Annotated in this window: 27 protein-coding genes and 1 tRNA gene; 11 read left to right on the top strand and 17 right to left on the bottom strand. The window is 68.4% G+C overall.

The window, feature by feature from the left end:
- Position 1: 1 nt before the first annotated feature.
- Entirely contained in the window at positions 2–694 is a 693-nt protein-coding gene (locus tag ACJEIK_RS04525; protein WP_064859501.1) for an LpqN/LpqT family lipoprotein, read from the bottom strand.
- A 148-nt stretch (positions 695–842) separates the two neighbouring features.
- Between ACJEIK_RS04525 and ACJEIK_RS04530 the strand changes: the two genes are divergently transcribed.
- Both ACJEIK_RS04530 and ACJEIK_RS04535 read left to right on the top strand, forming a co-directional pair.
- A complete protein-coding gene (locus tag ACJEIK_RS04530; protein ID WP_061007395.1) occupies positions 843–1517 on the top strand; it encodes a DUF5642 family protein in 675 nt (224 codons plus the stop codon).
- A gap of 10 nt (positions 1518–1527) precedes the next feature.
- Entirely contained in the window at positions 1528–2187 is a 660-nt protein-coding gene (locus ACJEIK_RS04535) for a DUF5642 family protein (protein WP_061010658.1), read from the top strand.
- On the opposite strand, the gene ACJEIK_RS04540 is transcribed toward ACJEIK_RS04535, so the two are convergent.
- Both ACJEIK_RS04540 and ACJEIK_RS04545 read right to left on the bottom strand, forming a co-directional pair.
- The gene (locus ACJEIK_RS04540; RefSeq protein WP_060999285.1) at positions 2188–2799 is read right to left on the bottom strand and encodes an alpha-ketoglutarate-dependent dioxygenase AlkB family protein; all 612 of its coding nucleotides are present in this window, start codon (positions 2797–2799) and stop codon (positions 2188–2190) included.
- Between the two features lie 101 nt (positions 2800–2900).
- Positions 2901–4439: a dolichyl-phosphate-mannose--protein mannosyltransferase gene (locus ACJEIK_RS04545; RefSeq protein ID WP_133427940.1), complete on the bottom strand. Its 1539-nt coding sequence runs from the start codon at positions 4437–4439 to the stop codon at positions 2901–2903.
- A 24-nt stretch (positions 4440–4463) separates the two neighbouring features.
- Here ACJEIK_RS04545 and rsmI point away from each other — a divergent pair, with 24 nt between their 5' ends.
- The gene (gene rsmI, locus ACJEIK_RS04550) at positions 4464–5318 is read left to right on the top strand and encodes a 16S rRNA (cytidine(1402)-2'-O)-methyltransferase (protein WP_060999281.1); all 855 of its coding nucleotides are present in this window, start codon (positions 4464–4466) and stop codon (positions 5316–5318) included.
- Positions 5319–5325: 7 nt separating this feature from the next.
- Here the strand turns inward: rsmI and ACJEIK_RS04555 are convergent, their stop codons facing one another.
- From ACJEIK_RS04555 to metG, 5 genes are all read right to left on the bottom strand, one after another.
- Positions 5326–6534: an aminodeoxychorismate synthase component I gene (locus ACJEIK_RS04555; protein WP_060999280.1), complete on the bottom strand. Its 1209-nt coding sequence runs from the start codon at positions 6532–6534 to the stop codon at positions 5326–5328.
- 13 nt (positions 6535–6547) lie between these two features.
- Complete coding sequence (locus tag ACJEIK_RS04560) at positions 6548–7465, bottom strand: RNA polymerase sigma-70 factor (RefSeq protein ID WP_060999278.1); 918 nt, start codon at positions 7463–7465, stop codon at positions 6548–6550.
- The gene (locus tag ACJEIK_RS04565) at positions 7462–8631 is read right to left on the bottom strand and encodes an NAD(P)/FAD-dependent oxidoreductase (protein WP_060999275.1); all 1170 of its coding nucleotides are present in this window, start codon (positions 8629–8631) and stop codon (positions 7462–7464) included. Before ACJEIK_RS04565 ends, ACJEIK_RS04560 begins: the two co-directional genes overlap by 4 nt.
- Positions 8632–8720: 89 nt before the next feature.
- Positions 8721–10076, bottom strand: a complete 1356-nt coding sequence (gene gdhA / locus ACJEIK_RS04570) for an NADP-specific glutamate dehydrogenase (protein ID WP_060999274.1) — start codon at positions 10074–10076, stop codon at positions 8721–8723.
- 9 nt (positions 10077–10085) lie between these two features.
- Positions 10086–11651 (bottom strand): methionine--tRNA ligase, encoded by a 1566-nt coding sequence (gene metG, locus ACJEIK_RS04575; RefSeq protein WP_061010660.1) that lies wholly within the window; start codon positions 11649–11651, stop codon positions 10086–10088.
- A 25-nt stretch (positions 11652–11676) separates the two neighbouring features.
- On the opposite strand from metG, the gene ACJEIK_RS04580 reads away from it, so the two are divergent.
- The 7 genes from ACJEIK_RS04580 to ACJEIK_RS04610 all read left to right on the top strand — a co-directional run bounded on the left by ACJEIK_RS04580 (position 11677) and on the right by ACJEIK_RS04610 (position 18720).
- Positions 11677–12510, top strand: coding sequence for a TatD family hydrolase (locus tag ACJEIK_RS04580; protein ID WP_409431120.1), 834 nt, complete (start codon positions 11677–11679; stop codon positions 12508–12510).
- Between the two features lie 129 nt (positions 12511–12639).
- Positions 12640–13767, top strand: a complete 1128-nt coding sequence (locus ACJEIK_RS04585) for a resuscitation-promoting factor (protein WP_060999293.1) — start codon at positions 12640–12642, stop codon at positions 13765–13767.
- Positions 13764–14684: a 16S rRNA (adenine(1518)-N(6)/adenine(1519)-N(6))-dimethyltransferase RsmA gene (gene rsmA / locus ACJEIK_RS04590; protein WP_135355195.1), complete on the top strand. Its 921-nt coding sequence runs from the start codon at positions 13764–13766 to the stop codon at positions 14682–14684. Before ACJEIK_RS04585 ends, rsmA begins: the two co-directional genes overlap by 4 nt.
- A 66-nt stretch (positions 14685–14750) precedes the next feature.
- The gene (locus ACJEIK_RS04595; protein WP_064859490.1) at positions 14751–15719 is read left to right on the top strand and encodes a 4-(cytidine 5'-diphospho)-2-C-methyl-D-erythritol kinase; all 969 of its coding nucleotides are present in this window, start codon (positions 14751–14753) and stop codon (positions 15717–15719) included.
- Between the two features lie 282 nt (positions 15720–16001).
- Complete coding sequence (locus tag ACJEIK_RS04600) at positions 16002–17639, top strand: fatty acyl-AMP ligase (RefSeq protein WP_135355194.1); 1638 nt, start codon at positions 16002–16004, stop codon at positions 17637–17639.
- Between the two features lie 158 nt (positions 17640–17797).
- Positions 17798–18208 carry a hypothetical protein gene (locus ACJEIK_RS04605; protein WP_234785587.1) on the top strand — a complete coding sequence of 137 codons (411 nt, stop codon included), beginning with the start codon at positions 17798–17800 and terminating at the stop codon, positions 18206–18208.
- 248 nt (positions 18209–18456) lie between these two features.
- Positions 18457–18720, top strand: coding sequence for a hypothetical protein (locus ACJEIK_RS04610; protein ID WP_061010661.1), 264 nt, complete (start codon positions 18457–18459; stop codon positions 18718–18720).
- A gap of 75 nt (positions 18721–18795) precedes the next feature.
- Here ACJEIK_RS04610 and pth read toward each other — a convergent pair whose 3' ends face one another.
- The 8 genes from pth to ACJEIK_RS04650 all read right to left on the bottom strand — a co-directional run bounded on the left by pth (position 18796) and on the right by ACJEIK_RS04650 (position 24703).
- Positions 18796–19371: an aminoacyl-tRNA hydrolase gene (gene pth, locus ACJEIK_RS04615; protein ID WP_061010663.1), complete on the bottom strand. Its 576-nt coding sequence runs from the start codon at positions 19369–19371 to the stop codon at positions 18796–18798.
- Between the two features lie 6 nt (positions 19372–19377).
- Complete coding sequence (locus tag ACJEIK_RS04620) at positions 19378–20046, bottom strand: 50S ribosomal protein L25/general stress protein Ctc (protein ID WP_060999258.1); 669 nt, start codon at positions 20044–20046, stop codon at positions 19378–19380.
- Positions 20047–20188: 142 nt separating this feature from the next.
- Positions 20189–21058, bottom strand: a complete 870-nt coding sequence (locus ACJEIK_RS04625; RefSeq protein WP_409431121.1) for an oxidoreductase — start codon at positions 21056–21058, stop codon at positions 20189–20191.
- 24 nt (positions 21059–21082) lie between these two features.
- Positions 21083–21733, bottom strand: coding sequence for an LpqN/LpqT family lipoprotein (locus tag ACJEIK_RS04630; protein WP_409431122.1), 651 nt, complete (start codon positions 21731–21733; stop codon positions 21083–21085).
- Positions 21730–22068, bottom strand: coding sequence for an arsenate reductase (glutaredoxin) (gene arsC, locus ACJEIK_RS04635; RefSeq protein ID WP_064859483.1), 339 nt, complete (start codon positions 22066–22068; stop codon positions 21730–21732). Before arsC ends, ACJEIK_RS04630 begins: the two co-directional genes overlap by 4 nt.
- A complete protein-coding gene (locus ACJEIK_RS04640) occupies positions 22068–23048 on the bottom strand; it encodes a ribose-phosphate diphosphokinase (RefSeq protein ID WP_064859482.1) in 981 nt (326 codons plus the stop codon). Before ACJEIK_RS04640 ends, arsC begins: the two co-directional genes overlap by 1 nt.
- A 103-nt stretch (positions 23049–23151) precedes the next feature.
- Positions 23152–24540 carry a bifunctional UDP-N-acetylglucosamine diphosphorylase/glucosamine-1-phosphate N-acetyltransferase GlmU gene (gene glmU / locus ACJEIK_RS04645; RefSeq protein WP_244602168.1) on the bottom strand — a complete coding sequence of 463 codons (1389 nt, stop codon included), beginning with the start codon at positions 24538–24540 and terminating at the stop codon, positions 23152–23154.
- Between the two features lie 91 nt (positions 24541–24631).
- A tRNA-Gln gene (locus ACJEIK_RS04650) sits at positions 24632–24703 on the bottom strand.
- 85 nt (positions 24704–24788) lie between these two features.
- Between ACJEIK_RS04650 and ACJEIK_RS04655 the strand changes: the two genes are divergently transcribed.
- Positions 24789–25382, top strand: a complete 594-nt coding sequence (locus ACJEIK_RS04655; protein WP_020099104.1) for a TetR/AcrR family transcriptional regulator — start codon at positions 24789–24791, stop codon at positions 25380–25382.
- A 23-nt stretch (positions 25383–25405) separates the two neighbouring features.
- On the opposite strand, the gene ACJEIK_RS04660 is transcribed toward ACJEIK_RS04655, so the two are convergent.
- Positions 25406–26653, bottom strand: a complete 1248-nt coding sequence (locus tag ACJEIK_RS04660) for a diaminopimelate decarboxylase (protein ID WP_060999250.1) — start codon at positions 26651–26653, stop codon at positions 25406–25408.
- Positions 26654–26740: the final 87 nt, after the last annotated feature.

Raw genomic sequence — 26740 nt, forward strand, 5'->3', positions numbered from 1 at the left:
GTCAGGGCACGGTGATCTTCAGCGACTTGTCGATCGACGACGTCGCATCCATCAGCGGCGCGATGGTCTCCTTGGTGCCGCTGGCGTTGATCTGCAGCACGATCACGCCGTCCTTGGTCGGGATGGCCGCCGTCTTCTGGGCCATCAACCGGTCCTTGCCGTCCTGGTTGTACATGCCGCCGACCTGACACGCCTTGAACCCGGCGAGCATGGCCTCGCAGTTGGTGCCGGCGTCCTGCCAGTTGTGCAGGTTCTGCAGCTCGCCGGGCGCGTACTGCAGCACCTCGTCGGCATTGGCGCCAGGTAACTTCGAGATCAGCACGATGATGGTCGGCGGGTCGGCCTTCATGGCCGGGTCGTCGAATTTGCTTGCGCTCCAGGCCCATTTCGGCGTCAGTGGACCGGCGTCCACCCAGCCTTGGGGGAGCGGCATGGTCAGCGTCGGGGCCCCGGGATCGCCGGGGTGCAGCTGCTGCTCGGTGATGTTCTTCTCGTGCAGGTAGTCCCGGATGGTCTTTTTCGGAACCGCCGGCGCGCTCGGTGCCGCGGAGGTCGGTGCCGCCGCGGCGCTGCTGCTCGCGGCGCTGCTCGATGTCGACGACGGCGCCGGCTTCGAATCCGAGTTGCAGGCACTCGCGCCCAGCGCAGTCACAGTCACGGCCAGCGCAACGCCGGCAACCCTCATCGGCAACATTTCCGTCTCCTGTCGTCGGTTGCAGACTACGGGGCGGACGAAGCCGCTTGGGTCAGCTTCCGGCGCAACGCCGTGTCCGCAAAAGTCGTATCGGCGTGGCGCCGGGCATCGGCCGGGGTCGGCGCGTTCGCCGTGCTATCAACAGCAAATGCGCGCACTCGCGTGGTCGGCAGCGGTTCTGCTGTGCGCCGCGTGCGGATCGACGACCCCGCCCACGCGGCCCACCACCCCGTTGGCCGCGAAACCCGCCGATCCCGCCGCGATCGGCCGGATGCGCCAACACCTCCCCAAAGACCTGCGGGGCTACGAGTTCGCGGCGTTGCCCGCGCCCGCCGCCCCGACGACGTTCTGGGGTATGTCCGCCGGCTCGGCCGCCGACCCGCCGGACTGTGCAGCGCTGGTGGCCGCACCGGCTGCCGGCGTTCGCGGCTGGTCGGCATCGGGACCCGGTGGCATCGTGTACGCGACCGCGGCGCCGGCCGTCGCCCCGGCGCCCGAGCTCGTCGGCGACTGCCACAGCTGGACGTTGAGCACAGACCGGGCGCGCGCGGCCGTCGACCTCACCGATGCGCCCCAGGTCGCGGACGGCCGCACGCTGGGCCTGACGGCGCACATCACCACGAGCGTCGAGAACGGCGCGCAAACCCATTCGCAGGCAACGACTCTGATCGCGTACGTCGACACCCTGGCGGTTTCGGTGACCATGGTGACCGACCCGGGTGCCGTCGCGCCGCCGCTGCCCGCCGAACTCCCGGCGACATTGTTGGACGCGGCGGTGCGGTCGGTGCGGGGCATCCCGGCCGCCGACGGGTTGGCCCGGTAGATTCGCCACAATGCGCAGAACGGTGCTCGCGGTGGCCTCCGCCGGTCTGGTGGCGGCATGCACGTCCCACTCCCAGGTGGTGGTCGCCGACCCCGACATCACCAAAATCCTTGACCTGAAGGGCACTTTCGGGCCGGATTACCAGGTCAAGACCGTCGCGCCGACGGGCATCGACCCGCGCGCGTTCGCCCCGCAGACCCTGCCGCCGGGCCTGAAATTCGAGCCACCGGACTGCGCGAAGTTCGCGTCCGGCATGGCCGTCTCCCCAGGTGCCAAGGGCAACATGACCGCCGTCACCGCGGAAGGGCAGGGCAACCGGTTCGTCATCCTGGCGGTGGAGACGTCCGAGCCGATCGCGCCGGCTGATCCGGGCGACAGCTGCAAGAAGGTGGCCTTCTCCGGCGCCGGGGTGCGGGGCCTGGTGGAAGAGGTGCCCGCCCCGCCCATCGATGGGGTGAAGACGCTGGGCACCCACCGCATTCTCGAGACGGTGGCGGCCGGCAAGCCGGCTGCCGGTCAGCTGTACAACTACGTCGGCGGGTTCGGCCGATTCCTGGTGATCGTGACCGCCAACTCGCTCGTCGTGCCGGACAAGCCAGTCGTGCCGGTCAACACGCAGAAGGCGACGGAGCTGCTGACCAAGTCGGTCACCGCGGTGCGGGGCCAGTAGTCAGCGCACGTTGCGCGGCCGGAACTGGATACTGATCCGCGGCCCTGTGGGGCGGGCGGTCTTGGGCACCGCATGCTCCCAGGTGCGCTGGCAGGAGCCGCCCATGACGAGCAGGTCGCCGTGGCCCTGCGGCAGCCGGACGCTGGTGCGCCTGCCGTCGGCGCCCGTGGTGCGGGGACGCAGCGCGAAAACCCTTGTCGCGCCGAGGCTCAGCACCGCGACCATGGTGTCCTCGGTGCTGCTGCGCCCGATGGTGTCGCCGTGCCAGGCGACGCTGTCGTTGCCGTCCCGGTACAGGCACAGGCCGACGGTGGTGAACGGCTCGCCGAGCTCGTGGGCGTAGGCGTCGTTGAGCCGGACCCGCAGCCGCGCCAGCCCGGGATGCGGCGCCCGGTCCTGCGCGAGGTCGTGGAAGCTGACGAGACGCGGCACATCGAGCACCTTGTCGTACATCTGGCGCTGCTCGGCACGCCAGGGAATGGCGGTCAGCAGCTCGTCGAAAAGCGTGTCGGCGCCCGTCAGCCAGCCGGCGCGGACGTCGACCCAGGCGCCGTCACCGAGCCAGCGCCGTTCGGCATGGTCGAACAGCGAACCCTGAACCGCCAAGGACACCCCGCGATCTTATCGCACAGGCGTTCGATGTGTCGGAAGCCTTCCGTTGACTCCGCGGTGGCGGCGTTCGCCACTCGCACTCTTGCGCCCTGGACGCAGGGTCAACGCCAGGACGGGAGCACGATCTCCAGGTTCCAGGTGGCCGGCGAGATCGGCAGTCCGGTCAGGATCGGGTACATCCACGCGAAGTTCGTGATCACCAGCGCCACGTAGAAGCACACGACCAGCAGCCCTAGTGTTCGTCGTTCCGGTTCCGTCGATCTCGGATACAGGATGTCGCCGAGGATCAGCGTGATCAGGATGATCAGGAACGGCGCCATGGGCGTCGCGTAGAAGAAGTACATCTGCCGGTCGATGTCGGCGAACCACGGCAGGTATCCCGCGGCGTAGCCGGTCAGCGCGGCGGCGTACCGCCAGTCGCGTTTGACGAACGTCCGCCACACCGCCCAGGCCAGCACCGGCACCGCGATGAACCACATGGCCGGCGTGCCGGCCAGCATGACGGCCTTGACGCACGACTGTGCGCCGCAGCCCGGCACATTGTTGTTGTCGATGGCGTACAGCACCGGACGCAGCGACATCGGCCACGTCCACGGCTTGGATTCCCAGGGGTGGTGATTGCCCGCGGCGTTGGTCAGCCCGGAGTGGAAGCGGTAGACGTCGTGCGTGTAGTACCAGAGCGAGCGCAGCGTCGCGAACGGCCCGTCGCCGATGTTCCGGCCCTCCATGTGCCGGTCGATCGCGGTCTCCGACGCGAACCACGGCGCGTACGACGCCAGGTACACCCCTACCGGGATCAACGTCAGCGCCCACACCCCCGGGGCGACATCGCGGCGCAGTGTGCCCAGCCAGGGCCGCTGTACGCGATACGCGCGCCGGGCCGCGACGTCGAACGCGACGGTCAGCAGGCCGAAGAACACCATGTAATAGAGGCCCGACCACTTCACCGCCAGCGCGAGCCCCAGCAGGACGCCGGCACCGAACCGCCACCACCGGACGCCGAGCCGGGGGCCCCACACCGTCTCGTTGATCCGGCCTTCGGTCATCGCGACGTGCATCCGAGCGCGCACCTGGTCGCGGTCCACGATGAGCGCGCCGAACGCCGCCACGATGAACACGGCCTGGTAGACGTCGAGCAGCGCGGTGCGGGCGGAGACGAAGCTGACACCGTCGGCGATGATCAGCAGCCCGGCGATACCGCCCAGCAGCGTCGAGCGCGTCATGCGCCGCGCGATCCGCGCCACCAGCAGCACCAGGATGACGCCGCACACCGCGCCGGAGAAGCGCCAGCCGACGCCGTTGTAGCCGAAGATCCATTCGCCGATGGCCATCAGCTGTTTGGCGACCGGCGGGTGTACCACCAAGCCGTAGCCGGGGTTGTCCTCGACGCCGTTGTTGTGCAGCACCTGCCAGGCCTGCGGCGCGTAGTGCTTCTCGTCGAAGATCGGGGTGCCGGCGTCGGTCGGGGAGCCCAGGTTCAGGAACCGGGTGATGACGGCCAGCGCGGTGATCACCGCGGTCATGGTCCAGCCGCGCAGCCGGTCGGTCGGGCCGAAATCGGCGGCAGGCGTCAGTGGCGCCGGACTGATCACGGGGACCTCGCGCTCGGCGTCGGAGGCGTCGAGAGCGGGGGCGGTCACGTCAGCGAGCTTAGGCTGTCCCGTGTGACATCAGTATCTGGTGCGCCCGCGGACGCTGGTCGACTGCTGCTCGCGGCCACTCCATTGGGCCAGCCCGGCGACGCTTCGGCCCGCCTCATCGAGGCGCTCGGCACCGCCGATGTGATCGCCGCCGAGGACACCCGACGGGTGCGGGCGCTGGCTGCGTCGCTGGATGTCCGTCCCGTCGGGCGCGTCGTCAGTTTCTTCGACCAGAACGAGGCCTCCCGGGTCGCGGGGCTCGTCGAATCGATCGCCGCGGGCGAGACCGTGCTGGTGGTCAGCGACGCCGGCATGCCGCTGATCAGCGATCCCGGGTACCGACTGGTGGCCGCCTGCGCCGAGGCCGGGCTGCCGGTGTCGTGTCTGCCGGGCCCGTCGGCGGTGACGACGGCGCTGGCGGTGTCCGGGCTGGCATCGGACCGGTTCTGCTTCGAAGGTTTCGCGCCGCGCAAGGGCCGGGCGGCGTGGCTGGCCGGGTTCGCGACCGAGCGGCGGACGTGTGTGTTCTTCGAGTCACCGCGCCGGCTGGCCGAGACCTTGGCCGAGGCAGTGACGGCGCTCGGGCCGGACCGGCGCGCGGTCGTGTGCCGTGAGCTGACCAAGACACACGAGGAGATTCGGCGGGGCACCCTCGCGGAATTGGCCGAGTGGGCCGCCGACGGCGTACTCGGCGAGATCACCGTGGTGCTGGCGGGAGCGACGCCGGTGGCGGACATCGACGCGCTGGTCGCGCTGGTTCAGGACCTGGTCGACGACGGCGCGCGCGTCAAAGACGCCTGCGCGCAGGTGATCGCGGACAACCCGGGCGCGCCTTCCCGCCGCGAGCTCTACGACGCGGTCCTCAAGTCCCGCGACTGACCTTGGTTCAGTTGCCCTCGCGGGACAGGGCGAGGCTGACGGTGGCGGCGGCCTTGTGGAGGCACTCCTCCCATTCGCGGTCGGGGTCGGAATCGGCGGTGATGCCGCCGCCCACGCCCAGGACCGCGGTGCCGTCGGCGTCGAATTCCACAGTGCGGATCGCGACGTTCAATTCGGTGCCCGCCAGCGGCGACGCCAAACCGACTGTTCCGCAATAGATTCCGCGGTCGTCGGGCTCCCATTCGGCGAGCAGTTCGCGGGCGCGGCACTTCGGTGTCCCGGTCACCGATGCGGGCGGGAAGGTGGCGTCCAGCACTGCCGCCATCGGGGTCTCGACCGGAACCTGCGCGGCCACGGTCGACACGAGATGCCAGACGCCCGGTGCGGGTTCGACCGTCAGCAGTTGCGGTACCCGGACCGAACCGGTCGTCGCGACGCGGCTCAGATCATTGCGGACGAGGTCGACGATCATGATGTTCTCGGCGACGTCCTTGGTCGAGGACGCCAGCTCCGACGGCGAACGGTCAAGGGGCAGAGTGCCTTTGATCGGACTCGAGGTGACGACCTCGCCGCGGCGGCTCAGGAAGAGCTCTGGGGACAGGGACGCCACGGCGCCCCACGTGCCTGCGACGTAAGCCGCCCGGGCGGGCGCGGTCCGTCTCACCGCGTCGACGAAGAAGTCGATGGGTGCACCGGACAGTCGGCCGGTGAAGCGGGTGCAGACGCAGGCCTGATACACCTCGCCTGCGGCGATCGCATCCAGGCAGGACAGCACGCCGGCGCGGTGGCTGGCGCGGTCGGGCGCAACCCAGTCGATGGCGTACGGTGCGGGCGCCGCCGGTTCCAGGTCGGCCAGCCAGTCGGGAAGCGTTGCCCCGGAGAGACTTTCGTACCACCAGTGCCCAGCGGCATCCTGCCGCAGTACCGAGTCCGACCAGCCGCCCGCGGCCGCCGGGATCCGGTGACCGCCGTCCGGGTACGACAGGTAGCCGAACCAGCCGCCGCCGATCGCTTCGCCGGAACCTGTTGGCGCGTCGAAGACTTCGGTGGCAGGCACCGGTTCGATGGCGACGCTCGGTGCGATGACGGCCGTCGCGCCGAACCAGTCACCCAGCAGCGCGGCCGGCGGTGGCAGGCCGCGGCGGCCGGCGGCGTCGGCGACAGCCCTCAAGACCCCCGGGGCGTCGCCCAGGTCGGCCAACCGCTCGACTCGCACGCCCCACAGCTTGTCAGACGGTCCGCCGGATCTCCCGCTCGACCAGCACCCCACCGAGCTTGTCGGGATTGCGCATGGCGTAGAAGTGGCTGATCTTGCCGTCTTCGACCTCGATCAGGATGACGCCCTCGAGCTTCTCGCCGAGGTACAGCACCAGTGCCGGGGCGTTGTTGTACGTCGCCAGGTCGGCGCGCGCCTCGGGGAATTCCGACACACCACGCATGAGCCCCAGCAGCAGCCGCGCGACCTTGTCCGGGCCGAACACCGGCCTGCGGGCGGCGCTGACCTTGCCGTCGCTGTCCGCGGTCCACGTGACGTTCGGGGCCAGCAGCGTCATCAGGCCGTCCAGGTCGCCGGTCGCCGCGGCCGTCAGGAACTGGGCTGTCACCTCTGCGGACTTCGCGGTGTCGGGCGTGAACCGCTTGCGCCGGGCCTGCACGTGTTCGCGCGCCCGGTGCGCCACCTGCCGGACCGCGGCGGCGGATTTGCCGACGGCGCCGGCGATTTCGTCGTAGTCGAAGCCGAAGACCTCGCGCAGGACGAACACGGCCCGCTCGTCGGGCGTCAGCGTTTCGAGAACCACGAGCATCGCCATCGAAACCGATTCGGCGAGAACGACATCCGATGACGCGTCGCGCTCGTCGAGCAGCAGCGGCTCGGGCAACCACGGGCCGACGTACTCCTCGCGGCGCCGCGCGCCGGCCCGCAAGGTGTTCAGCGCCTGCCGGGTGACCAACTGCGCCAGGTAGGACTTGGTGTCCCGCACCGTGTCGAGGTCGACCTCGGCCCACCGCAGGTAGCTGTCCTGCAGGACGTCGTCGGATTCCGTTGCCGAGCCCAGGATTTCGTAGGCGATGGTGAAGAGGAGTGGCCGCAGGTGGGTGAACCGCTCGGCGTGTTCACCCCCTGCGACACTGGCTGAGCCGGTCATGCGCTGACGGTCTCCGCGAGCTGTTCGGCACGCTTGCCGCCCGTCATGAGGAATACCGAGCTGGGCTTGCGGGCGGTCCGGCGGATGCCCCACAGCGTGCCCTTGCAGATGGCTTCCTTCAGCTTCGCCGCGACCCGCCCGCCGATGTAGTAGTTGGTCGGCGAATCGTCCTTGTGCGCGATCTGGATGGTCGCCGTGTGGCGGCCCAGGCTGACGCACGATCCGACGAACACCGGGTCGAGTGGCTTGGGCTCGGTGCCGGCGATGCGGCTCAGCACGGTCGCCACGGCCGTCGCGGTGAGCGGGCTCGACGCCTGGCAGCTCATCCGCAGCGGCTGACCCGACGGCGCGGCAGCGTCACCGGTGGCCACGATGCGCGGATCGTCGATGCTGGTGAGGGTTTCGTCGGTGAGCAGCCGGCCCACTTCGTCGGTGCGCAGTCCGCTGGCGGCGGCCAGTCCCGGGGTGCCGAAGCCCGCGGTCCACACCGTCACGGCGCTGCTGATGAAGCGTCCGTCGGCGAGGGTCACCCGGTGGGCGCTGACGGCGCTGACGTCGCCCTCGATCACCGTCACGCCCAGCTTGGTGAGGGCCTTGGCCACCGAGCGGCGGGCCGGGGCGCTCATCGCCGGTGCGAGCTTGTTGCCGACCAACACGACGTTGCGGCCGGCCTCGGCGAATTCGGAAGCCGCCTCGATGCCCGTCAGGCCGGCGCCGATGACCACCAACGGCGCGGACAGCGGCACGTCCTGCAGTCGCGCTGCCAGTCGCTCGGCCTGCTCGAATTCGGCCAGGGGATAGGCGAATTCGGCGGCGCCCGGCACCGACGCCGGTACCGTCCCGGTGCTGCCGACCGCGTAGATCAGGTAGTCGTAGTCGAGCGTGTCGCCAGACGCCAGCTCGACGGTGCGGGCGGCGGCGTCGATGCGGGTCGCGGTGTCGACCACCAGGCGCACATCGTCAGCGAGCAGCGTGTCGTAGCCGACGGTGGCGTTGTAGTTTCCGGCCGCGTGCTGGTGCAGACGGATGCGCTCGACGAACTTGGGCCGCGGGTTCACCAGGGTGACGGCCACGTCGTCGCGCATGAGGACGTGATTGGCCGCCAGCGCGCCGGCGTATCCGCCGCCGATGACGACGACGCGGTTGGGCTTCTGGTTTCCGGTCATCACTGCATCTCCTTCGGGGTTGGTTATGCCCTCAAGACACCGGCGGCGCCGAAAACGTGACACTGTGTGACACGGCTCACATTAAAGCGTCAGACGACCCCGAGGGCCGACATCGCGTCGGCGACCCGGATGAACCCGGCGATGTTGGCACCGGCCATGTAGTTGCCCGGCTGGCCGTACTCGTCGGCGGTACTCAGGCAGCGGTCGTGGATGCGGCCCATGATCTCGGCCAGCCGCTGCTCGGTCTCCTCGAACGTCCACGAGTCACGCGACGCGTTCTGCTGCATCTCCAGCGCGCTGGTGGCGACGCCGCCGGCGTTGGCTGCCTTGCCGGGCGCGAACGCGACCTTGGCGTCGGCGAACAGCTTCACCGCCTCCGGCGTGCACGGCATGTTGGCGCCCTCGGCGACGACCTGACAGCCGGACTCGATCAGCGCCTTCGCATCGTCGCCGTCCAGCTCGTTCTGCGTGGCGCAGGGCAGCGCGATGTCGCACGGCAACTGCCAGATCGAGTCGTTCTCGACGAATCGCGCTCCGCCGCCGCGCATGTCGGCGTACTCGGAGATCCGGCCGCGGCGCACTTCCTTGAGCTCCTTCAGCAGCTCGAGGTCGACGCCCTTCTCGTCCACGATGTACCCGCCGGAATCCGAACAGCCGATGACGGTGCCACCGAGCGCGTGCACCTTCTCGATGGCGTAGATCGCGACGTTGCCGGATCCGGACACCACCACCTGCTTGCCGTCGAACGATTGCCCGGAGCTGCGCAGGATTTCGTCGACGAAGAACACCGTGCCGTAGCCCGTGGCCTCGGTGCGGACCTGCGAGCCACCCCACGTCAGGCCCTTGCCGGTCAGGACGCCGGACTCGTAGCGGTTGGTGATGCGCTTGTACTGGCCGAACAGGTAGCCGATCTCGCGGCCGCCGACGCCGATGTCGCCGGCGGGGACGTCGGTGTACTCACCGATGTGCCGGTACAGCTCGGTCATGAACGACTGGCAGAACCGCATCACCTCGTTCTTGGAGCGGCCCTTGGGGTCGAAGTCCGACCCGCCCTTGCCGCCGCCGATGGGCAGACCGGTCAGCGAGTTCTTGAAGATCTGTTCGAAGCCAAGGAATTTCACGATGCCCAGGTACACCGACGGGTGGAACCGCAGGCCACCCTTGAACGGGCCCAGCGCGGAGTTGAACTCGACGCGGAAGCCCCGGTTGATCTGCTCGGCACCCGCGTCGTCGATCCACGGCACCCGGAAGATGATCTGCCGTTCCGGCTCGAACAACCGTCGGATGATGGCGGTGTCGGAGTACTCCGGGTGCTTGTCGACGACCGGGCCCAGACTCGTCAGAACCTCGTAGACGGCCTGGTGGAATTCGATCTCGCCGGCGTTGCGGCGGGTGACTTCCTCGTAGACGTCGTGCAGCCGCTCGTGTAAGCCGTCCTGCGCCATATCTTTTCGCTACTCCTTGGTCTCCGCTTGATAGCGGGGAAATACGCCTTCGGGTGTCGGTAGCACCGTGCCCGGTGCCAGCCTGGTGCCCAGGGCACGGAAATCCCGTGCCGAGGCGTCCTGCCCGAGCAGATCGAGCAGCTTCCCCCCGGACTCCGGCATCACCGGCTGCACCAGCAGCGCGGCGATCCGGACCGCCTCCAGCGTCGTGTACAGCACCGTGCCGAAGCGGGTCTGGTCCGACTCAGCGGGAGACTTGCGCAGCACCCACGGTTCCTCGGCCGAGAAATAGCGGTTGGCGGCACCCAGCATCAGCCAGATCGCCTCCAGTGCCAGATGCATGGCCGGCACGTCGTAGTGCGCCCGCACCTGCTCGAGGAGCGCGTCGGCCTGCTTCAGCAGCTCCAGGTCGGCAGCGGTGAATTCGCCTGGCTCCGGGACGATTCCGCCGAGGTTCTTGTTCACCATCGACAGCGAGCGCTGCGCCAGGTTGCCCAGTTCGTTGGCCAGGTCGGCGTTGATGCGGCCGATGATGGCTTCCTCGCTGTAGCTGCCGTCCTGGCCGAAGGACACCTCCCGCAGGAAGAAGTAGCGCACCTGATCCAGGCCGAAGGCATCGATCAGCGCGATGGGGTCCACCACGTTGCCCACCGACTTGCTCATCTTCTCGCCCTTGACGTTGATGAAGCCGTGCGCGAAAACCCGCTCCGGAAGGGCGATTCCGGCCGACATCAGGAACGCCGGCCAGTACACGCTGTGGAACCGGATGATGTCCTTGCCGATCATGTGCAGGTTCGCCGGCCAGTACTTCTCGAACGCCTCGGCGGCGGTGTCCGGAAAACCCACGCCCGTCAGGTAATTGGTCAACGCGTCCACCCACACGTACATGACGTGCTCGGGGTGATCGGGCACCGGGACGCCCCAGTCGAACGTGGTCCGCGAGATCGACAGATCCTTCAGCCCGCCCGAGACGAAGCTGACGATCTCGTTGCGCCGCACGTCCGGCCCGATGAACTCGGGGTGCGCTTCGTAGTGCGCCAGCAGCCGGTCGGTGTACGCCGACAGCTTGAAGAAGTAAGTCTGCTCCTCGGTCCACGTGACGGGGGTGCCCGTCTCGATGGCGAACCGGCCGGCCGTATCGCCTGAGCCGCGCACCTCGGTCTCGTCCTCGGCGAAGAAGCGCTCGTCGCGGATCGAGTACCAGCCGGCGTACGTGCCGAGGTAGATGTCCCCGGCCTCGTTCATGCGCCGCCAGATTTCCTTGGACGCCTCGTAGTGGTCGGCGTCGGAGGTCCGGATGAACCGGTCGAACGAGATGTTGAGCTTCTCCTGCAGCGCCTGGAACACGTCGGAGTTGCGCTTGGCCAGCTCCGCCGCGGTGATGCCCTCGGTCGCCGCGGCCTCGGCCATCTTCTGGCCGTGCACGTCGGTGCCGGTCAGGTAGCGGACGTCGTAGCCGTCGAGCCGCTTGAACCGGGCGATCGCGTCGGTGGCGATGTACTCGTAGGCGTGCCCGATGTGCGGTGCGCCGTTCGGGTACGCGATGGCGGTGGTGATGTAGAAAGGCTCACTCATTTGGGTCTCACTTTAGGGTGTCGCTGTGAGCGCCAAACGAGAGAAGCCGCCCGCCCCGGAACCACTGCCCGGCCTGATCGACGCCCACACCCACCTGGATGCGTGTGGCGCGACCGATGCCGAGAGCATCCGCGTGATCCTGGACCGGGCCGAAGCCGTCGGCGTCGAGAAGGTCGTGACCATCGCCGACGATCTCGAGGCCGCCGAGTGGGCCGTGGGCGCGGCGCACGCCGACCCGCGGGTCTACGCCGCCGTCGCGCTGCACCCCACGCGTGCCAACGCCCTCGATGACGAGGCCAAACGCACCCTGGAGAGGCTGGCGACCGACCCGCGCGTGGTCGCGGTGGGGGAGACCGGCATCGACATGTACTGGCCCGGCAAGCTCGACGGGTGCGCCGACGAAGCGACGCAGCGCGAGGCCTTCGCCTGGCACATCGACCTGGCCAAACGCGTCGGCAAGCCGCTGATGATCCACAACCGGGACGGCGACGCCGAGGTCCTCGACATGCTCAGGTCCGAGGGCGCTCCGGAGACGGTGATCTTCCACTGCTTCTCGTCGGACGCCGCGATGGCGCGGACCTGCGCCGACCACGGCTGGCTCATGAGCCTGTCCGGCACCGTCAGCTTCCGTAATGCGCATGCGCTGCGGGAGGCGGCCGCGATCATCCCGGCGGAGCTGCTGCTCGTCGAGACCGATGCGCCGTTCCTGACGCCGCACCCGTTCCGCGGGGCGCCGAACGAGTCGTACTGCCTGCCGTACACGGTCCGTGCGCTGGCCGAGATCCGAGATTCTTCAGCGGCCGAAATTGCCGCGGTGACCTCGGAAACCGCTTCGAAAAGCTATGGACTGTATCATTAGTCCAAGTTGCCGCCTCCCGGGGACGTTCGTTACCGTTCTGTGATCAACCCGGTCGAGGTGGCTTTTATGCGGTCACCGCGGCCGCTGCTCGGGGCCACCTCGGGCCCGAAAGACACGGGGATTGACGCCTTGAACGTTCTGAACAAACTGCATGATGCGCGCTCGCCGATGCTGCGTGGCGTGACCGGGGCCTTCCTCGCCACGCTGACCGTCGCCGGAGGGTTCGCCGTCGCGAACCACAAGACCGTCACCCTCACCATCGACGGCGCACCCATGACGGTGCAGACCATGAAGACCCGCATCGGCGATGTCCTGACCGAGAACGGCTTCTCGGTCGGCGAGCGCGACGACTTGTTCCCCGCAGCCGACCAGGACGTACACGACGCCGAGAACATCGTGCTGCGCCGCAGCCGCCCGCTCGAGATTTCGCTGGACGGCCAGGGCACGCGTCAGGTGTGGACCACCGCGGCCACCGTGCAGGACGCCCTCAAGCAGCTCTCCATGACCGACACCGCGCCCGTCGCGGCAGACCGCGCCACCCGCGTGCCGCTGGCCGGCATGTCGTTGCCCGTGGTCAGCGCCCGCAACGTGACCATCGTCGACGGCGGCGTGCCGCGTCAGGTGCACCTGGCCGCGGCGAACGTCGCCGGGCTGCTGGCCACCGCAGGCGTGCCACTGGAGCAGCGCGACACCGTCGTCCCCGCGGCGGCCACGCCGGTGACCGAGGGCATGACGATCGACGTGACCCGCATTCGGCTGCAGCAGGTGACCACGGAATCGCCGCTGCCCCCGACCATGAACACCGTGCCTGACCCGGCGCTGAACATGAGCCGCAAGGTGGTCGACGATCCGGGCCAGCCCGGCACGCAGAACGTCACGTTCGCTGTGGCCACGGTCAACGGTGTCGAAACCGGCCGCCTGCCGGTCTCCAACCAGGTGCTGACCCCGGCGCGCGACGGCGTCCTGCGCATTGGCGCCAAGCCCGGCACCGAGGTGCCGCCGGTGACGCAAGGCGCCGCCTGGGATGCCCTGGCGCGTTGCGAGTCCACCGGCAACTGGGCCATCAATACCGGCAACGGTTTTTACGGCGGAGTCCAATTTGATCAGAACACCTGGGAGCGCCAGGGTGGTCTGCGTTATGCTGCGAGAGCTGATCTTGCGACACGTGAAGAGCAGATCGCGATTGCTGAAGTGACGCGAGCCCGCCAAGGTTGGGGTGCCTGGCCAGTGTGTAGCGGGAGAATTGGGGCACGATGACGATCCGGCTACTCGGTCGAACCGAAATCCGGCATCTGGCAAAAGAGCTTGATTTCCGGCCGCGTAAGGCATTCGGACAGAACTTCGTGCATGACGCCAACACGGTGCGCCGCATCGTGTCGGCCTCCGGGGTGAACCGGCAGTCCCACGTGTTGGAGGTCGGCCCGGGTCTGGGCTCGCTGACACTGGCGCTGTTGGACCGCGGCGCGAAGGTGACGGCCGTCGAGATCGACCCCGTGCTGGCCCGCCAGCTGCCGACCACGGTCGCCGAGCACTCCCACAGCGAGATCGGCCGGTTGACCGTGCTGAACCGCGACGTGCTCGACCTGATGCCGTCCGACCTGGACGAGCAGCCGACCGCGCTGGTCGCCAACCTGCCGTACAACGTCGCGGTGCCGGCCATCCTGCACCTGCTCTCGGAATTCCCGACCATCCGTACCGTCATGGTGATGGTCCAGGCCGAGGTCGCCGAGCGGCTCGCCGCTGACCCGGGCACCAAGGACTACGGGGTGCCCAGTGCCAAGGTCCGGTTCTTCGGCAACGTGCGGCGCTACGGCATGGTCTCGCCGACGGTGTTCTGGCCGATTCCGCGGGTGTACTCGGGCCTGGTCCGGATCGACCGGCACGAGACGTCGCCGTGGCCGACCGACGACAGCTTCCGCACGCAGGTGTTCGGCCTGATCGACATCGCGTTCGCGCAGCGGCGCAAGACGTCGCGCAACGCGTTCGCCGAGTGGGCGGGTTCGGGCAATGCCTCGGCCGAGCGCCTGCTGGCCGCCAGCATCGATCCGGCACGTCGGGGCGAGACCCTGGCGATCGCCGACTTCGTGCGACTGCTGCAGCGTTCGGGTGAGCTGGATCGCGAGCAGCGCGCCGCCACTCCGGAACCTGAGCAGCAGGTCGACGCCACCCACTAGGGCTGGCGGGCGGGCCTTTTCAGCACTTGGTGTTGTGGCCCTCGCTGCGGGCGTTACTGTCGTGGCGTGTCTACGTCGGATGGAAACACTGCTTCTGAGTGGGTGCCCACCGGCTCGGTGACCGTCCGCGTGCCGGGCAAGGTGAATCTGTACCTCGGTGTCGGGGACTGCCGCGATGACGGCTATCACGAGCTCACCACGGTGTTCCACGCCGTCTCCCTGTTCGACGAGGTGACCGTCCGCAACGCCGACCTGCTGTCGGTGGAGATGTTCGGCGCCGGTGCCGAGGGCCTGCCGACCGACCACCGCAACCTCGCCTGGCGGGCCGCGGAACTGATGGCCGAGCATGTCGGCCGCGCGCCCGACGTCGCGATCTCGATCGACAAGTCCATTCCGGTGGCCGGCGGCATGGCCGGCGGTAGTGCCGACGCGGCCGCCGTGCTGGTCGCGATGAACAATCTCTGGGAGCTGGGCGTGCCGCGGCGGGACCTGCATGCGCTGGCCGCGCGGCTCGGCAGCGACGTGCCGTTCGCGCTGCACGGCGGCACCGCGCTGGGCACCGGCCGCGGCGAGCAGCTGGCCACGGTGTTGGCGCGGAGCACCTTCCATTGGGTGCTGGCATTTGCCGAGGGCGGGCTGTCCACGCCGAAAGTTTTTGCCGAGCTGGACAACCTGCGGGAAGACGCCCGCGCGGGCGGCCCGCCGGCGCTGGACGATCCCGAGCCGTTGCTGACCGCGTTGGCCTCCGGTGATCCGCGTGAGCTGGCGCCGCTGCTGGGCAACGATCTGCAGGCCGCGGCCGTCAGCCTGGACACCGGACTGCGGCGCACGTTGCGCGCGGGCGTCGAGGCGGGCGCCCTGGCGGGCATAGTGTCCGGTTCCGGGCCGACGTGCGCGTTCCTGTGTGCTTCCGCCGACGACGCCGTCGAGGTCGGTACCCAGCTTTCCGGCGCCGGAGTGTGCCGGACGGTACGTGTGGCCAGCGGCCCGGTGCACGGCGCCAGGGTGGTGCCGGCGCCCAGCAAGCAGGGCTGATCCGGGTGTGACCCAGCACTCAATTCGGCCAACAGTTTGTTAGCTACTTAAGAGTCTCTTAAGATGATCGATGGTGTATGCCAGCGGCCAGGCGTGGAACGCAATGGTTTCTCTCACCGGCGGTGTCGGTGAGCGGATGCGCAGCGCCGGAGTCATGGCAGTGCAGCCATCGATTCGAGATATAACCGCGGCCGAATTGTGCGTGCGCGCCTCTACATGTGCGCCTGGCACCGGACGGACTATGGAACGACGGGCAGTGGCGCCTGACCTCAGGAGGTTGTCGTGAGCCGATTTACCGACAAGATGTACTACAACGCTCGTACATCGCAGCGGGGCATGGTCACCGGTGAGCCGCACGAGCCAGTGCGCCACACCTGGGGTGAGGTCCACGAGCGGGCGCGCCGCGTCGCCGGCGGCCTGGCGGCCGCGGGCATCGGCCCCGGCGACAAGATCGGTGTGCTGGCCGGTTTCCCGGTCGAGATCGCCCCGACCGTGCAGGGCATCTGGATGCGCGGCGGCAGCCTCACCATGCTGCATCAGCCGACGCCCCGTACCGACCTGGCCGTCTGGGCCGAAGACACCATGAACGTCATCGGCATGATCGAGGCCAAGGCCGTCGTCGTCTCCGAGCCGTTCCTGGTCGCCGTCCCCGTGCTCGAGGAGAAGGGCCTGCAGGTCCTCAAGGTCGGCGACCTGCTCGCCGCCGAGCCCATCGACCCCGTCGAGACCGGCGAGGACGACCTCGCGCTGATGCAGCTGACGTCGGGTTCGACCGGATCGCCCAAAGCCGTGCAGATCACGCACCGCAACATCTACTCCAACGCCGAGGCCATGTTCATCGGCGCCGAGTACGACGTCGACAAGGACGTCATGGTCAGTTGGCTGCCGTGCTTCCACGACATGGGCATGGTCGGCTTCCTCACCATCCCGATGTACTTCGGCGCCGAGCTGGTCAAGGTCACGCCGATGGACTTCCTGCGCGACACCCTGCTGTGGGCCAAGCTCATCGACAAGTACAAGGGCACCATGACGGCGGCCCCGAACTTCGCCTACGCGCTGTTCGCCAAGCGGCTGCGCCGCCAGGCCAAGCCGGGCGAATACGACCTCTCCACCCTGCGGTTCGCGCTGTCCGGCGCCGAGCCCGTCGACCCCGCGGACGTCGAAGACCTGATCGACGCCGGTAAGCCGTTCGGGCTGAAGGCCTCGGCCATCCTGCCCGCCTACGGTATGGCCGAGACCTGCCTTGCCGTGTCGTTCTCGCCGTGCAACGCCGGCCTGGTCGTCGACGAGGTCGACGCCGATCTGTTGGCCGCGCTGCGGCGTGCCGTGCCCGCCTCGAAGGGCAACACGCGTCGCCTGGCCTCGCTGGGCCCGCTGCTGCGCGACCTCGAGGCCCGCGTCGTCGACGAGGACGGCAACGTCCTGCCCGAGCGCGGTGTCGGCGTCATCCAGCTGCGCGGTGAATCGGTGACCCCCGGCTACATCACCATGGCCGGCTTCCTGCCGACGCAGGACGAGAACGGTTGGTACGACACCGGTGACCTCGGGTACATCACCGAGGAGCAGAACGTCGTGGTGTGTGGCCGCGTGAAGGACGTCATCATCATGGCGGGCCGCAACATCTACCCGACCGACATCGAGCGGGCCGCGGGTCGTGTCGAGGGCGTGCGCCCGGGCTGCGCCGTCGCGGTGCGCCTCGACGCCGGCCATTCGCGCGAGACGTTCGCTGTCGCAGTCGAATCCAACGCCTGGCAGGACCCGGTGGAAGTGCGCCGGATCGAGCATCAGGTGGCACACGAGGTCGTGACCGAGGTCGACGTGCGGCCGCGCAACGTCGTCGTGCTGGGCCCCGGCACCATCCCCAAGACCCCGTCCGGCAAGCTCCGTCGCGCCAACTCGGTAGAACTCGTCACCGGATAACTTCGTGAAGACGTGAGATCCCCTGGTTTCCTTGGAAATCAGGGGTTTTTACGCTTTTCGTGCGGTGGTGATCGCTCGCTACGCTGAGCGAAAGCTGTGAACCCCGGGTAATCTCGCCAATTACGGACGAGAGGACCGGCGGATTCATAAGGCGTGTGGTGGCTGCCCTGGCGGCAGTGCTCGGCGTGAGCGCCATCGCCGCGGTGCCCGCGTGCGCTGACGGTTCAGCGGGCGTGATCGGGAAGCCGAACAACATTGCCGCCGCGGTCGGTTCCGGCGTGCGGGGCGGCACCATCGTCGGCTTCACCGCGACCGGGCCTGACCTCCACGCTGCTTCTGTGGCGGTGATCGCGGCCTGCAACCGGGCCGGCGCCGACCAGTGCACGAGTGATGAGGTCACCAACGACCGGTTGTGCATCGTCAACGTGCACGCCCCCGCGAGCGGTGTCGTGGCCGGCGGCGCGGGGCCGACGGTCGAGGACGCCCGCCGCGACGCTTTCAACCGGGCAGCGGCGAACAACACCCCTCTTGCTGCGGACTCGCCGACACTGGCGTCGTCCTGCCCGTGAGCTGAGGGCCCTCACGCAGCGGTCGTCACGAATTCCGTTGCATGGGAAAGTTCCTCGGCTGTTCGGTGACGTTCCTCACCGGTATTTCCAAGATCGCCAGGTCACCGCATTTCGGCTGCTCACGGACATGTGAGTTTGCCATGAGTTCATGGCACGGTCACATGGCTGAAACATATAGTCGAACTAACATGCGGGGACAGAAGGCAGGCTGAGAGACAGAAGGCCTTCCCCGGAAATGAGAAGGTGACATGACTCATCAAGGCAAGCGCACGATGGCAGCTCTGCTGGTGGGCCTGGCCTCGGTCAGCGGCATCATGGCGCCCGTCGCAGGTGCCCGCCCGACCTGTCAGGACTCCGGAGCTACTTCTACCTGTGAGACCAACGGCAGCGTGGCGATCAAGGCGACCCCGGGCATCCGTACCCAGGACACCACCCAGAGCTCGCGCGTGGGCGCGCAGGGCCGCCGTAACTGCTACACCGATGCCGTTGACCGGCAACACATCTGCGGATAATCTTCCCGCGACAATCGCGAAAGCCCCCAAATTCGGTGGAATTTGGGGGCTTTCGTGGTTTCACGCCGCGGACAGCTACCAGGCGTGGACGGTGTTCTGTGCCGCCTCGACGCCGTGCTGCAGCAGCAATTCCGTTGCGTCGGCGGCTTGTTCGAGGATGGTGCCCAACTCGGGCCGTTCCTTCGAATTGAAGTTCTCCAGCACGAACGCGGCCGGGTCCTGCCGTCCCGGCGGGCGGCCGACGCCGATGCGGACCCGCTGAAAGTCCTTGGTGCCCAAGGCGGAAGCGATCGAGCGCAGGCCATTGTGGCCGCCCTCGCCGCCACCGAACTTCAGCCGGATACGGCCGAAGTCGATGTCCAGCTCGTCGTGGAGCACCACGACATCAGCCGGTGCGACCGAGTAGAACTTCGCCAAAGGCCCCACGTGCCTACCGGATTCGTTCATGTAGGTGCGCGGCTTGGCGAGCACCACGGACCGGCCTCCCAGCCGGCCCGTGGTGACCTCAGCCCCGGACTTCTTGTGCACCTTGAACCCTGAGCCGATGCGCTCGGCCAGGATGTCGGCAACCAGAAATCCAACGTTGTGCCGCGTTGTTTCGTAGCGCGGCCCAGGATTGCCCAGGCCGACCACCAGCAGTGGCTCGGCCAAAGCGGACTACTCCGACTCGGCAGCGGCCTCTTCGGCCGCCTCGCCCTCGGCGGCGGCCTCTTCGCCCGAAGCGGCCTCTTCCTCGCCGGCGCCCTCGGCGTCCAGGTCCTCGGCAGTCGGCGCGGTGACGACGTTGACGACCAGGGTCTCGGCGTCGGTCACCAGGGTGACGCCCTTGGGCAGCTCGACCTGGCCGGCCAGGATCTGGGTGCCGGCCTCGACGCCCTCGACCGAAACGGTCAGCGACTCGGGGATCGACAGCGCCTCGGCCTCGATCTGGATGGTGTTGGCGTCCTGGGTGACCAGGGTGCCGGCGGCGGCGTCGCCCTCGACGAGGACGTTCACGTCGACGGTGACCTTCTCGCCACGCTTCACGACGATCAGGTCGGCGTGCTCGATGTTGCGCTTGATCGGGTGAACGACGACCTGCTTGGTCAGCGCGAGCTGCTCCTTGCCGGCGATGTCCAGGGTCAGCACCGCGTTGGTGCCCGAGTTACGCAGGACGGCGGCGAACTCGCGGGCGTTGATCTCGAGGTGCTGGGGGTCGGTGCCGTGGCCGTACAGCACGACGGGCACGCGGCCTTCGCGACGGGCCAGACGCGAGGCGCCCTTGCCGGTCCGGGTACGGACCGCAGCGGTCAGATTGTTCGAGGTGGGGGCCGCGTTCTTGGCCATGTGAATTGCTCCTGATGCCGTATCTACTGGGTGGCACGGCCAGGGCTGAGCACATTTGTGCTGTAGTTCCCGTCGATAACGGTGGCCTGAAAAACAGACCGACCCTCGCCGTGATCGTCAGCAAGACTAGCGGAAACGCCCCTTACAGCGGAAATTCAGTGGCAGTGAGCTGGGCGGACAGGTCCCAGAGGGCGGTCGCGGTGCGCGCCGAGCGGGCGGCCGGTTTGATCAGCTGGGTGGGGCCGGTCGGCCCGCGGAAGCCGAATTTCGGGCCGACGAACGTGTTGCCCGGCAGGTCCTGCGACGCCGCGAACAGCGTCTGGCGGGCGCCGAAGGCGGCGGGGGTGGCGATCTTGTTGGCGGCGAGCCAGAACTTGTCGCCGAACTCGTTGCCGGTGTGGCCCTGCAGGTTGGTGGCCGAGTAGCCCGGGTGCGCGGTCAGCGCCCGCACGGGAGAGCCGGCCACCGACAGCCGGCGCTGCAGGTCCTTGGTGAACAGCAGGTTCGCCAGCTTCGACTGGCCGTACGCCAGCCAGGCCGAGTACGGCCGCGACTTCCAGTTCAGATCCTTGAGGCTGATGTAGCCCAGCAGGTGCAGCTCGGACGACACCGTGACGACGCGGTCGGTGATCTTGGGCAGCAGCAGATTGGTCAGGGCGAAATGGCCGAGGTGGTTGGTGCCGATCTGGCTCTCGAAACCGTCCTCGGTCACCGAGAAGGGCACCGCCATGATGCCTGCGTTGTTGATGAGGACGTCGACCTTGTCGACACCGGCGGCGAACTTCCGCACCGAGGCCAGGCTCTGCAGATCCAGGGGCCGAACCTCGACGTCGCCCGTCATGCCCGCGGCCGCGGCGTCGCCCTTGGCGGTGTTGCGGCAGGCGAGGATGACCTTGGCGCCCACACGGGCCAGTTCACGGGCGGTGATCTCGCCGAGGCCACTGTTGGCGCCGGTGACGATGACGGTGCGGCCGGCGAAGGAAGGAAGGTCGGCGGCGGTCCATTCGCTCATGACGGCGAGCTTAGTGCGGAGCCGCTACTTGGGTCCGACCGAGAAGCCCTTGATGATCGCCTCGATGTCGCCCGCCTGCTCCTTGGCCTGCTCGGCGTACGTCGTGACGGTCAGCTGGATCAGGTAGTGGATCCCCGGTCGCGGCGGCGACGGCTGCGCGATGACGATGCGGTTGTACGACTGCATCCGGCGGTTGTGCAGGTCGTAGCTGCCCTCGATCATCGCCGACGGATAACCCTGGAAGTCCTCGGTCGAGCTGTAGAGCTTCTTGAAGTTCTCGGACAGCAGCGCGTCGGCGTCGGAGTGTTTGAGGGCGTCCTTGACGTCGAAGTCACCGGACAGCTGGAACACCATCAGCATCGCCAGGGGATAGGTGTCGTTCTTGGCGATCGTCACGGTGCCGGGCGAGTAGTTGAGGTTCTTGTAGCCCGTCCAGCCCTGCGGCCGTGGCAGTGTCACCTTGAGATCGGTGAGCTGATCGGGGACGACCTGCTTGCTCTGCACGCCGAGCTTGTTCAGGTAATCGGGGAACGGGATCAGGCTGGCCTTGTCCACCGGCGTCGTGCTGGTGGTCGGCGTCGTCGACCAGATCGACTTGTAGTCAGGCGTTTTCGCGTCGCATGCGGCGAGGGTGAGGGCGACGGCAGCCGCCGCGGCAACCCGCTGCAGGATCACAGAATCTCGCGGACCGCGTCGATCGGGCGGGCCAGCCGAGTGCCCTTGTCGGTGACGACGAACGGTCGCTCGATCAGGATCGGGTGTTCGGCCATGGCGTCGAGCAGCTGCTCGTCGGTGGCCTCGGCCAGATTGAGTTCGGTGTAGAGGGCCTCGCGCTTACGCACCGCGGTCCGGACGTCGATACCCGCAGCCTTGATCATCGCCGCGAGCTCGGCCCGGGTCGGCGGCGTCTTCAGGTACTGCACGACCTCGGGCTCGATGCCGTTCTCCCGCAACAGATCCAGCGTCTTGCGGGAGGTCGAGCATTTCGGGTTGTGGTAAATCCGCGACATTACGCAGAACCGTCGAAAAGGCCGGTGACCGAGCCGTTTTCGAACACCGCGCGGATGGTCGCGGCCACCAGCGGCGCGATCGACAGCACGGTCAGTGCCGGGAACTGCTTGTCCGGCGTGATGGGCAGCGTGTTGGTGACGATGACCTCGCGGGCGCCGCAGTCGGCGAGGCGCTGGGCCGCGGGGTCGGACAGCACGCCGTGGGTGGCGGCGATGATGACGTCCTTGGCACCGTCTTCGCGTAGCAGTTTGACGGCGCCGGCGATGGTGCCACCGGTGTCGATCATGTCGTCGGTCAGGATGCAGGTCTTGCCCTTGACCTCACCGACGACGCGGTTGGCCTTGACCTGGTTGGGGACCAGCGGGTCGCGGGTCTTGTGGATGAAGGCCAGCGGCACGCCGCCCAGGGAGTCGGCCCACTTCTCGGCGACGCGCACGCGACCGGAGTCGGGGGAGACGACGACGAGGTCGGAGTCGCCGTACTTGTCACCGATGTAGCCGCAAAGCAGCGACTGCCCGCGCATGTGGTCGACCGGACCGTCGAAGAAGCCCTGAATCTGGTCGGTGTGCAGGTCGACCGAGACGATGCGGTCCGCGCCGGCGGTCTTGAGCAGGTCGGCGACCAGGCGGGCCGAGATGGGCTCGCGGCCGCGGTGCTTCTTGTCCTGGCGCGCGTACGGGTAGAACGGCAGGATCGCGGTGATCCGCTTGGCCGACCCGCGCTTGAGCGCGTCGATCATGATGAGCTGTTCCATCAACCAGTGGTTCAGCGGCGCGGGGTGGCTCTGCAGCACGAAGGCGTCACTGCCGCGCACCGACTCGTCGAAACGGACGAAGATCTCGCCGTTCGCGAAGTCCCGGGATGTCTGCGGGGTGACCTCGACGCCGAGCTCTTTGGCCACCTGTTCGGCCAGTTCGGGGTGCGCGCGCCCCGAGAAGAGCATCAGATTTTTGCGGTTGTCGGTCCAGTCCGTGGCCACTGTGTGCTGCTTTCGCGGTGGGGGCTCGATACGTCGTAATCGTACTTACCGGTAACCCTGTCCCGTTGCCGGGTTACCGGTATACCAACATCAGATGTCGGGATCAGGCCTCGCCGCGTGCTTTCCTCGCGGCTTCGGCGGCCTTCGACTCGGGTCGCTTCCGTTCGACCCAGCCCTCGATATTGCGCTGTTCGCCCTTCGAAACGGCCAGCGCACCAGGGGGTACGTCCTCGCGGACCACGGTGCCGGCGCCGGTGTAGGCGCCGTCGCCGACGGTCACCGGTGCGACGAACATCGTGTCCGAGCCGGTGCGCACGTGGGAACCGATGGTGGTGCGGTTCTTGTTCTCACCGTCGTAGTTGACGAAGACGCTGGACGCGCCGATGTTGCTGTACTCGCCGATGTCGGCGTCCCCGACGTAGGTCAGGTGCGGCACCTTGGTGCCGGTGCCGATCTTCGAGTTCTTCACCTCGACGAACGCACCCAGCTTGCCGTCGGCGCCGAGTTCGGTGCCGGGCCGCAGATACGTGAAGGGGCCGACGGTGGCGCCCGCCCCGATGACCGCGAGCTGCCCGTGGGTGCGGATCACCTCGGCGCCGTCGCCGACCTCCATGTCGGTCAGCGTGGTGTCGGGGCCGATGACGCAGTTGGCGCCGACGTCGGTGGCGCCCAGCAGCTGGGTACACGGCCTCACGACGGTGTCGCGGCCGATGCTCACGTCGACGTCGATCCAGGTGGTGCTCGGGTCGATGACCGTGACGCCCGCGCGCTGGTGGCCGGCGATGATGCGGCGGTTCAGTTCGGCGGCCACCTCGGACAGCTGCACACGGTCGTTGACGCCGGAGACCTGCGCGCTGTCGTCGACATGGTGGGCCCGCACGATCTGGCCGTCGCCGCGCACGATCGAGATGGCGTCGGTGAGGTAGAGCTCCTGCTGCGCGTTGTCGGAGCGCAGCCGGCTCAGTGCCGAGCGCAGGGCGGCCGCGTCGAAGGCGTACACCCCGGAGTTCACCTCGCGGATGGCGCGCTGGGATTCGGTGGCATCGGCCTGCTCGACGATGCCGATCACCTCGTGGTCCTGCGTGCGCAGGATGCGGCCGTAGCCCGTCGGGTTGGTGACGGTCGTGGTCAGCACGGTGGCCGCCGCGGTCGCGGCGGCGTGGGTATCGACGAGATTGGCGAGGGTGTCGGCGTCGAGCAGCGGCACGTCACCCGCGGTGACGACGACGGTGCCGGCGAAGTCGCCGGGCAGTGCGGACAAGCCGCAGCTGACGGCGTGCCCGGTACCGAGCTGCTCGTCCTGGATGGCGACGGTGACGCTGCGCCCGAGGCCGCCCGCGATCTCGTGCACATGCGCGGTGACGCGCTCGCGCTCCTTGCCGACCACCACAACGAGGTGCGTCGGATTGACCTTGGCGACGGCATGCAGCGCGTGTGCCAGCATGCTGCGGCCGGCCAGCGTATGCAGGACCTTCGGGATGTCGGAGCGCATCCGGGTGCCCGACCCGGCCGCCAGGACGATGACAGCGGCTTCGCCTCGAGTCACGTACGCCTCTCTCTACGCGGATGGTCGCGCTTTACAGCTCCGTCGCCAGGACTCGAACCTGAACTATCTGAACCAAAATCAGAGGTGCTGCCGATTACACCACGACGGATTACTCGCCAGAGACTCTAATGCAAGCGGATAGGCTGGCGACCATGGCAGCGGCGGAGAACGGAGCGCGCAGCCCTCGTGCGCGCATGACCGGCAGTGAACGCCGTCAGCAGCTCATCGAGATCGCCAAGTCGCTTTTCGCCGAACGCGGCTACGACGGCACGTCCATCGAGGAGATCGCGCAGCGCGCCAACGTCTCCAAGCCTGTCGTCTACGAGCATTTCGGTGGTAAGGAAGGCCTCTACGCCGTCGTCGTCGACCGTGAGATGTCCGCGCTGCTCGACGGCATCACGTCGTCACTGACCAACAACCGGTCGCGGGTGCGCGTCGAGCGGGTGGCGCTGGCGCTGTTGACCTACGTCGAGGAGCACACCGACGGCTTCCGCATCCTGATCAGGGATTCGCCGGCGGCCATTACCTCGGGCACCTACTCGACGCTGCTCAACGACGCGGTCAACCAGGTCAGCTCGATCCTGGCCGGTGACTTCTCCCGCCGCGGGCTCGACCCGGAGCTGGCGCCGCTCTATGCGCAGGCGCTCGTGGGCTCAGTGTCGATGTCCGCGCAGTGGTGGCTGGACACCCGCGAACCGAAGAAGGAAGTGGTCGCCGCGCACCTGGTCAATCTGATGTGGAACGGCCTGACGCATCTCGAGTCGGATCCCGAGCTGCACGAGAACTGAGTTCACGTTCGGCTGACGGGGTCCTAGCCGCAGTCGCGCAGCAGCAGGTCCGCCGTGGTCTCCCGGCGGATCAGCGCCCGGACCCGGCGGTCGCACACGGCGATGACCGGTGGCCGGGTCGTCATGGTGAAGTTCGACGCCGTGCTGTGGTGGTAGGCGCCGGTGCACGCGGTGGCGAGCAGATCGCCGGGGTGGACGTCGTCGGGCAGGTCGAGGTCGTCGGCGATGACGGTGCCGTCGCGGCCGAGGACGGTGGCGGGTCGCGTGGGCCCGAGCGGGTGCCGATTGGCAAGGGTGACAGTGTAATTCGCGACCGGCGCCGAGTGCGGGTGGCTGCCGTCGACGGTGACGACGGCGCGGCCGTCGGTGCGGGCCGACACCGACTGCACGCGGTGCAGCGTCACGCCGGCCCGGCCGCTGATCGCGCGGCCGGGTTCGACGACGAGCCGGGGCCGGGGGAAGCGGTTGGCGGCGCAGGCGGCGTCGAGGGCGTCTTCCAGGAAATCGGCGAGGGCCGCCACGTCGAGTTCGGGTTCGCCGGTCCGGTAGGCGATGGCGTGGCCGCCGCCGATGTTCAGTTCGGTGAGCACGACGCCGTGGGCGGCGCGCACATCGGTCATGGTGTCGACGAGACCGCGCACGGCCTCGACGTACACCTCCGGTTCGGCGATCTGCGTGCCGAGGTGGCAGTACAGGCCGGCCAGCGGCAGTTGCGGGGTGGCGAGCGCCCGGCGGACGGTCGGCAGCACGTCGACACCGGGCCGGACCTGCAGCAGCACGGCCTGCCGCCGGCGCGCGACGCCCGCCAGGTAGGCCATCTCGATGGGGCAGTCCAGCACGATGCGGCCGACGCCGGCGCCCGCGGCGGTCGCCAGCTCGTCGACCGACTTGCCGCTGCCGTGGACGACGATGCGCGCCGGGTCCATGCCGCCGGCGAGGGCCGTGGCCAGCTCGGCCGTCGAACACACCGCCATGCCGAGGCCGGCCTCGTGCACCCAGCCGGCAACGGTCCTGGTCAGCAGGGACTGGGCGGCGTAGACGACCTCGACGCCGCGCAGCGTGGCGCGGTAGTGCTGGGCCCGCTTGCGGAAGTCCGCCTCATCCAGAACATATGCGGGCGTGCCGAACTCGTCGGCCACGTCGGTGAGCGCGACCGACCCGACGCAGAGTCGTCCCAAGGCGTCGACCTGGGTGGTCAGCGGCCAGATGGTGGTGTCGATGCGCGGACGCATGGCGCCCCGCAGGGACGGCAGGATGTCGAGCAGTGTCATGGATCCACCCTGCGCCCGGAATCGCCCGGTGAGCGCCCCGTTGACGATCCCTTGACGGGACGGTGCCCAATATTGACGAAGTCCTGC

Source organism: Mycobacterium sp. SMC-16, from assembly GCF_046250085.1.
Taxonomy (GTDB): Bacteria; Actinomycetota; Actinomycetes; order Mycobacteriales; family Mycobacteriaceae; genus Mycobacterium; species Mycobacterium phocaicum.